The organism is Photorhabdus sp. S10-54, assembly GCF_963878145.1.
Taxonomy (GTDB): domain Bacteria; phylum Pseudomonadota; class Gammaproteobacteria; order Enterobacterales; family Enterobacteriaceae; genus Photorhabdus; species Photorhabdus kayaii.
This window is the reverse complement of the sequence record NZ_CAWNXG010000087.1, coordinates 1-5,623: the sequence shown is the minus strand read 5'-3', so window position 1 is coordinate 5,623 and position 5,623 is coordinate 1. Positions and strand designations below refer to the sequence as shown.

Annotated in this window: 8 protein-coding genes and 1 pseudogene; 8 read left to right on the top strand and 1 reads right to left on the bottom strand. The window is 46.6% G+C overall.

Translation table 11 applies throughout. From position 1 onward, the window contains the following. Window positions 1-122: pseudogene (locus tag AACQ83_RS24830) on the top strand (IS982 family transposase); the annotation flags it as partial. Window positions 123-234: 112 nt separating this feature from the next. Here the strand turns inward: AACQ83_RS24830 and AACQ83_RS23195 are convergent. Further along, on the bottom strand, window positions 235-1,005 hold the full coding sequence (locus AACQ83_RS23195) for a DNA adenine methylase (protein WP_036843663.1): 771 nt from the start codon (window positions 1,003-1,005) through the stop codon (window positions 235-237). A 250-nt stretch (window positions 1,006-1,255) separates the two neighbouring features. On the opposite strand from AACQ83_RS23195, the gene AACQ83_RS23190 reads away from it, so the two are divergent. Genes AACQ83_RS23190 through AACQ83_RS23160 form a run of 7 tightly spaced genes read left to right on the top strand, consistent with a single transcriptional unit; the run spans window position 1,256 to window position 5,537 of the window. Next, the gene (locus tag AACQ83_RS23190) at window positions 1,256-1,606 is read left to right on the top strand and encodes a putative holin (protein ID WP_036843661.1); all 351 of its coding nucleotides are present in this window, start codon (window positions 1,256-1,258) and stop codon (window positions 1,604-1,606) included. A 2-nt stretch (window positions 1,607-1,608) separates the two neighbouring features. Beyond that, complete coding sequence (locus tag AACQ83_RS23185) at window positions 1,609-2,226, top strand: transglycosylase SLT domain-containing protein (RefSeq protein ID WP_036843660.1); 618 nt, start codon at window positions 1,609-1,611, stop codon at window positions 2,224-2,226. Further along, on the top strand, window positions 2,216-2,839 hold the full coding sequence (locus AACQ83_RS23180; RefSeq protein ID WP_112879764.1) for a hypothetical protein: 624 nt from the start codon (window positions 2,216-2,218) through the stop codon (window positions 2,837-2,839). Before AACQ83_RS23185 ends, AACQ83_RS23180 begins: the two co-directional genes overlap by 11 nt. Beyond that, window positions 2,836-3,168 carry a hypothetical protein gene (locus AACQ83_RS23175; protein WP_112879763.1) on the top strand — a complete coding sequence of 111 codons (333 nt, stop codon included), beginning with the start codon at window positions 2,836-2,838 and terminating at the stop codon, window positions 3,166-3,168. Before AACQ83_RS23180 ends, AACQ83_RS23175 begins: the two co-directional genes overlap by 4 nt. Then, window positions 3,161-3,472, top strand: a complete 312-nt coding sequence (locus AACQ83_RS23170) for a hypothetical protein (protein ID WP_036843655.1) — start codon at window positions 3,161-3,163, stop codon at window positions 3,470-3,472. The genes AACQ83_RS23175 and AACQ83_RS23170 overlap by 8 nt, the downstream gene beginning before the upstream one ends. Then, window positions 3,472-4,017, top strand: a complete 546-nt coding sequence (locus AACQ83_RS23165; RefSeq protein WP_036843653.1) for a DUF3486 family protein — start codon at window positions 3,472-3,474, stop codon at window positions 4,015-4,017. Before AACQ83_RS23170 ends, AACQ83_RS23165 begins: the two co-directional genes overlap by 1 nt. Next, a complete protein-coding gene (locus AACQ83_RS23160; protein ID WP_036843651.1) occupies window positions 4,014-5,537 on the top strand; it encodes a hypothetical protein in 1,524 nt (507 codons plus the stop codon). Before AACQ83_RS23165 ends, AACQ83_RS23160 begins: the two co-directional genes overlap by 4 nt. Window positions 5,538-5,623: the final 86 nt, after the last annotated feature.

The following is a 5,623-nucleotide window of genomic DNA, read 5'->3' as shown; positions in this document are numbered from 1 at the left end:
ATCGGAGCATTGTCGGCTTTTTGTTGGAGGTGGTATCAGGCTTAATTGCTTATACGTTCCAACCGAAAAAGCCGAGCTTAGGTTTACGTGCTCAGGAAATCGCAATGCTTAAGCAGAGTTGAGGTTAGTTAGCCAAACTCTTGGAATAGGTTTACAGTTTGTGTCCCGTTCTATTGGCTTGAGTTAAAGGTAAAAAATGGCAAAGCAAATATATTGCCTTGCCATTCTCGGTTATTAGAAATTACAAATGATTAGCTCTTTACTCTGTTTAGCTTTCCCCGTAACTTTCAAGTTGTAACCGATATTAACTGCTTGCATTGTCAACCCTTTGAACGCCTTGCGCATTTCTGGAATATTGTTCACCGAAATCACCATTTTCCCTCGGATGGTATGTGCTAATTCTGCTAATAGATCATAGTTCTCAAGTCCGAACTCTATGCCATATCCCTCTGTACCCCAATATGGAGGATCACAATAAAACAGTGTATGCGGCCTGTCGTACCGCTGGATGCATTGCGCCCAATCCATATTTTCAATGATCGTTCTTGCCAGTCGCAGATGAGCCATTGATAGCTCTTCTTCTATTCTGAGTAAATTAAATCGCGGTGGGCTGGTGGTGGAAGTTCCAAAAGTATGTTCAGCAACCTTACCGCCAAATGCCTGCTTTTGGAGATAGTAGAAACGCGCTGCTCTCTGAATATCGGTTAGCGTTTCTTCGGGGGTAATCTGTAACCATTTATAAATTTGGCGGCTGACCAATGCCCATTTAAATTGCCGGACAAACTCTTCCAAGTGATGTTTTATCACGCGATAAAGATTCACCAACTCACCATTAATATCATTAATCACTTCACATTTGCTCGGTACTTTTAGGAAATACAGTGCAGCAGCACCACAGAACGGTTCGACATAACAGGTATGCTCAGGAAATAACGGTAAAATATGTTTTGCTAATCGGCGTTTACCACCAATCCACGGAACGATGGGTAAAGCTTGTTCTTTCATTATCAGTAAGCCTTTTCCATTAGCTGAAAATGAGCCAGGCTTTTCCGGTCATCAATAATCAATAACGGAAAGAGCCTAGATTGACTCACAGTACATACCTGTGAGTTGATAGCCTACCCAGTGTTCGAGCGTTAGGCAGGTCGCTCTTATCCTGTCTTTTACTTTTCTGATGCGCTCTTAACGCCCTTTAAAATCCTTTTCCCGATAAATTGACAAAACTGTTTCCATCAACGACTACGGAGACAGTTCAATGAGAACTTTCAAATCGTTTGTATCACTTATCAAAAAATTACGCCTCGGTGGCTGGTTGTTAACAGCTGTTCTATTGCTGCTTACTATCGGTTTAGTTTCCCCTCAACAAGTCCCCGTCGTTATCTACAAATTATCGCTTATTGCTCTGGCTGTTGTCTTGGGGTACTGGCTAGACCGCAGTTTATTCCCGAAAGCAAGGCCCGGTCAGTATCTGAAACATGATGAGATACTCATGAAAGAAGGAAAATATCCCGTTCAGACTGGCTACCATCTGGTGTTTGCGGCTGTTCTGATACGCCGTGCACTGATTGTTGCCGCCACCTGTCTGAGCGTAGCTACAGGGTTATGATTATGAATTGGCGGCAGATTATCAGAATTGTACTGTTGTGGTGTGGCGGTATGGTCAGCCCAGCATTGGCTAACGAACCACCACACCGTTCGCAGCAATACCGCAATGACTTGATACGTGCTTCTCGTGTGATCTGGGGATTGAATGCACCTGTAGCTGATTTTGCCGCGCAGTTGCATCAGGAGAGTGACTGGAAATCACGAGCTATTTCGCCTGTTGGTGCTCAAGGTATGGCCCAGTTTATGCCTACAACAGCGGATTGGATTAGCCAACGCATTCCTGAATTATCCAATAAAGATCCCTTCAATCCAGTCTGGTCTATACGGGCAATGGTTCACTATGACCATTGGCTATGGCAACGCATTAAAGCTGCCGATAAGTGCCAAAGAATGGCGATGGTGCTGTCTGCCTATAACGGAGGCTTAGGCTGGTTACTACGGGATAAGAAGAAAACCGAGGCAGTTGGTCTCAATCCGTGGATCTGGTTTGGTCACGTTGAATTTCAGAACGCAGGGCGCCGTACCTCAGCATGGAAAGAGAATCGCTATTACCCCCGACGCATATTACTAGCACTCGCACCGCGCTATTTGGCTTGGGGAGGTGCTAGCTGTGCCAATTAAATTGTGGGCTAAACCTATTGTATTGATTTTGGTGCTAATTGGCATGTTCGCTTTGGCTCATTGGCGAGGCCATGCCACAGGCTTTCAGAAAGCAATGGAGATCGGGAATGCCGCATTGGCACAGCAGAAAGCCGCATTTCTCCTATTGGAAAAACAACGGGTAGAACGGGAACTGGCAGCTCTTAATGCTTTGCAGAAACGTTACCAAATGCAGGTCAATACGGCGCATCAGGCAGAAGCTAATTATCTCAATGATATTGAACGACTCCGCACTCAAAACCAGCAACTCAAGAGGAAGATTGACCATGTTACTCAACGTTGGATGGATGAAAAACAACAATTTCATCCCGTTAATTGCGTGTTTACTCGTGGCTTCATGCAGCAATACAACGCCGCCTTCGGCCTGTCCAGTGAACAAACTTGCTCTGCCTCCGTTACCTCCGGCGCTGATGAAACGTCCTGTGGAAATGAAAGCTCTGATGCCCAGCTACGGCCATCCGGTATCACGCAACGAGATATCCTCGCCAATATCATCGACAACGGGGAACAGTGTCTTGCATTGAAAGCTCAGGTTAATGGCTTGCTGGATTACATCGAAGGATTACAACAATGACATTACAGATTGAATTTTGGGCTGCCGTAGGTTTTCTGCTCTCTTTCCTCGGTTTCATTTTTGGCATCGCAAAGTGGTTATTCAGCAAGGCCGAAGAGCGGCAGGAGGAAAGACACGCCTCGTTAGAGCAAGCGCTTAAAAATTCCGTAGACAATTGGTCTCAGCTCGAACGTGAGTTTATGCAGTTTAAGGCTGACTTGCCGCTGAATTACGTGCGCCGTGAAGATTATATTCGTGGTCAGACAGTAATTGAAGCAAAACTGGATGCACTTTATAGCAAATTAGAGGTGGTGCAGCAGCACCGAATTGCCGGAGGTCAAAATGATTGATGTTGCCCGTGTTCGTCGTGAATCATTGCGTTGGAGTCTGTTGGTCGCACTGAATAAAACTCGCCCATATACCGCCAGTGAAACGCTGTTATTGGATATATCTCGCGCGATTTATCCTGACGTCACTGCATTGGAATTACGGAAAGAATTGGATTATCTGGCAGGCAGTAAATTAATTGACCTCAATAAACAGCCATCGGGTAGTTGGTTTGCTGACTTAACTCGTATTGGTGTTGATGTTGTTGAATATACGGTCGAATGCTGTCTTGGTATTGCTCGTCCTGAAAAATACTGGAGTGAATAATGGCGCGTCGAAGCACAATCAATAAACTCCCTGAAGACATTCGGCGCTGGTTGGAGAGGACGTTGACTGAATCAGGGTTTAGTAGATACCAAGAACTCGAAACCTTACTGCGTGATCAAGGTTATGTAATCAGTAAGTCTGCTATTCACCGTTATGGACAAAAAATAGAAAAGCGATACGGTGCAATACGGGCGGCAACAGAAGCAGCAAGGATGCTTACAGAAGGTGCAGTGGATGATCAAGATGCACGTTCTGAGGCTGTGATTGCTTTAATTCAGACTGAACTTTTTGAAAGTATTATTCAACTCCAGGAGGCTGAAGAAGGAGAAATTAATCCGAAAGAACGCGTCACATTGCTCTCAAAGGTTGCGAAAAACGTAGCTACACTTTCTCGTGCTAGCGTGAATCTGAAAAAATTCCAATCTGAAGTCCGGGCACGGGCTGAAGCTGCTGCAAGTAATGCAGAGAAAATTGCACGCAAAGGTGGATTATCTGCCGAAGCAGTTGCTGCATTACGTCGGGAAATATTGGGAATTGCTACATGAATCTGCTTGCACCTGTCCTACCAGATACTTCCTCAATAGCAGCACCTGTCGTCTTATTGCCATACCAGCAACGATGGGTGGCCGATTCGTCTCCTCTTAAAGTCAATGAGAAGAGTCGTCGAACGGGAATTACTTGGGCTGAAGCGTCAGATAATGTACTCATCGCTGCATCTTCTACCGCTGCTGGTGGCATGAATGTGTATTACATCGCCTATAACCAAGATATGACCATTGAATATATTCAAGCCTGTGCAATGTGGGCTCGTGCCTTCAACTATGCGGCCAGTGAAATTGAGGAAGGGTTCTGGGAAGAAGACGAAGATGATAAGCACATCAAAACCTTCACTATCAAATTCCCAGGCTCTGGATTCCGTGTAGTGGCGCTTTCTAGCCGTCCGTCTAACTTGCGTGGCCGTCAGGGGATCATTGTCATTGATGAGGCTGCTTTCCACGAACAGCTCGATGAATTACTGAAAGCGGCACTAGCCATGCTTATCTGGGGCGGTAAAGTGCGAGTGATCTCCACCCATGACGGGGATAGCAACTTGTTTAATGAGTTGCTGAACGATATCCGGGCAGGACGCAGGGACGGTGTTATCCACCGTATTACCTTTAAGAAGGCTGTGACTGAAGGACTATTCCACCGCGTCTGCTTACGTACCGGACGTGAATGGTCACAAGAGGCTGAACAACAGTGGATGATGTCGGTGTACAAGTTTTACGGAGCCGGGGCATCAGAAGAATTGGACTGTATTCCTGCTAATGGTGGAGGAGCCTGGTTGTCCCGCGCTTTGATTGAATCTCGGATGTCTCCCGATACGCCAGTGCTGCGACTGACTTGCCCGAAAGGATATGAGCTTAAATCCGATGAAATACGCCGCACAGATACTGAAGAGTGGCTAAAAGCCAACCTGAAGCCGTTGCTAGATGCATTGCCTTCTGATGCTCGTTCGTTTCTGGGACGCGATTTTGGCCGCAGTAGCGATTTGTCCGTAGATTATCCATTGCTGCAACAAAAAAATCTGGTACGCAAAGTGCCGTTCGTGCTGGAACTGCGCAACGTGCCATTCAAACAACAGGAGCAAATCACTTGGTATTTAATGGATGGACTTCCTAATTTGCTGGGTGCAGCCTTTGATGCCCGTGGTAACGGTGCTTATCTGGCCGAATATGCCATGCAAAAATATGGCGCCAGCCGTGTGCAGCAAGTCATGCCCACCGAAGGTTGGTACCGTGACAATATGCCCCCGGTGAAGGCTGCGCTGGAAGACGGCAATCTGGAGGCGCTGCCAAAGGACGAAGACACTTTGGATGACCTGAGGGCAATACAGGTCATTAACGGTGTTCCCCGTGTACCTGATCAGCGCTCAAAAGCAAAAGCGGACGGCGGCAAGCGCCACGGTGATGCAGCGATAGCCCTTGCTCTGGCGTACTTCGCTAGCCGTGAAATTAACAAAGGTCCGGTGAAGGCAAGTTCCCGCCGACGCCGTCAGTCTGCACGTATGCTGGAGGGATACTAATGTCTCGTGGTATCTGGGTTTCACCAACAGAATTTATTAACTTTTCCGAATCAAAGCAGTCGTTCACTGAACAAATTGCATCGCGT

Excerpts from the sequence above, each read along its gene's own strand:
- AACQ83_RS23195 (WP_036843663.1), bottom strand. The coding sequence starts at position 1,005 with ATGAAAGAACAAGCTTTACCCATCGTTCCGTGGATTGGTGGTAAACGC.
- AACQ83_RS23190 (WP_036843661.1), top strand. The coding sequence starts at position 1,256 with ATGAGAACTTTCAAATCGTTTGTATCACTTATCAAAAAATTACGCCTC.
- AACQ83_RS23185 (WP_036843660.1), top strand. The coding sequence starts at position 1,609 with ATGAATTGGCGGCAGATTATCAGAATTGTACTGTTGTGGTGTGGCGGT.
- AACQ83_RS23175 (WP_112879763.1), top strand. The coding sequence starts at position 2,836 with ATGACATTACAGATTGAATTTTGGGCTGCCGTAGGTTTTCTGCTCTCT.
- AACQ83_RS23170 (WP_036843655.1), top strand. The coding sequence starts at position 3,161 with ATGATTGATGTTGCCCGTGTTCGTCGTGAATCATTGCGTTGGAGTCTG.
- AACQ83_RS23165 (WP_036843653.1), top strand. The coding sequence starts at position 3,472 with ATGGCGCGTCGAAGCACAATCAATAAACTCCCTGAAGACATTCGGCGC.
- AACQ83_RS23160 (WP_036843651.1), top strand. The coding sequence starts at position 4,014 with ATGAATCTGCTTGCACCTGTCCTACCAGATACTTCCTCAATAGCAGCA.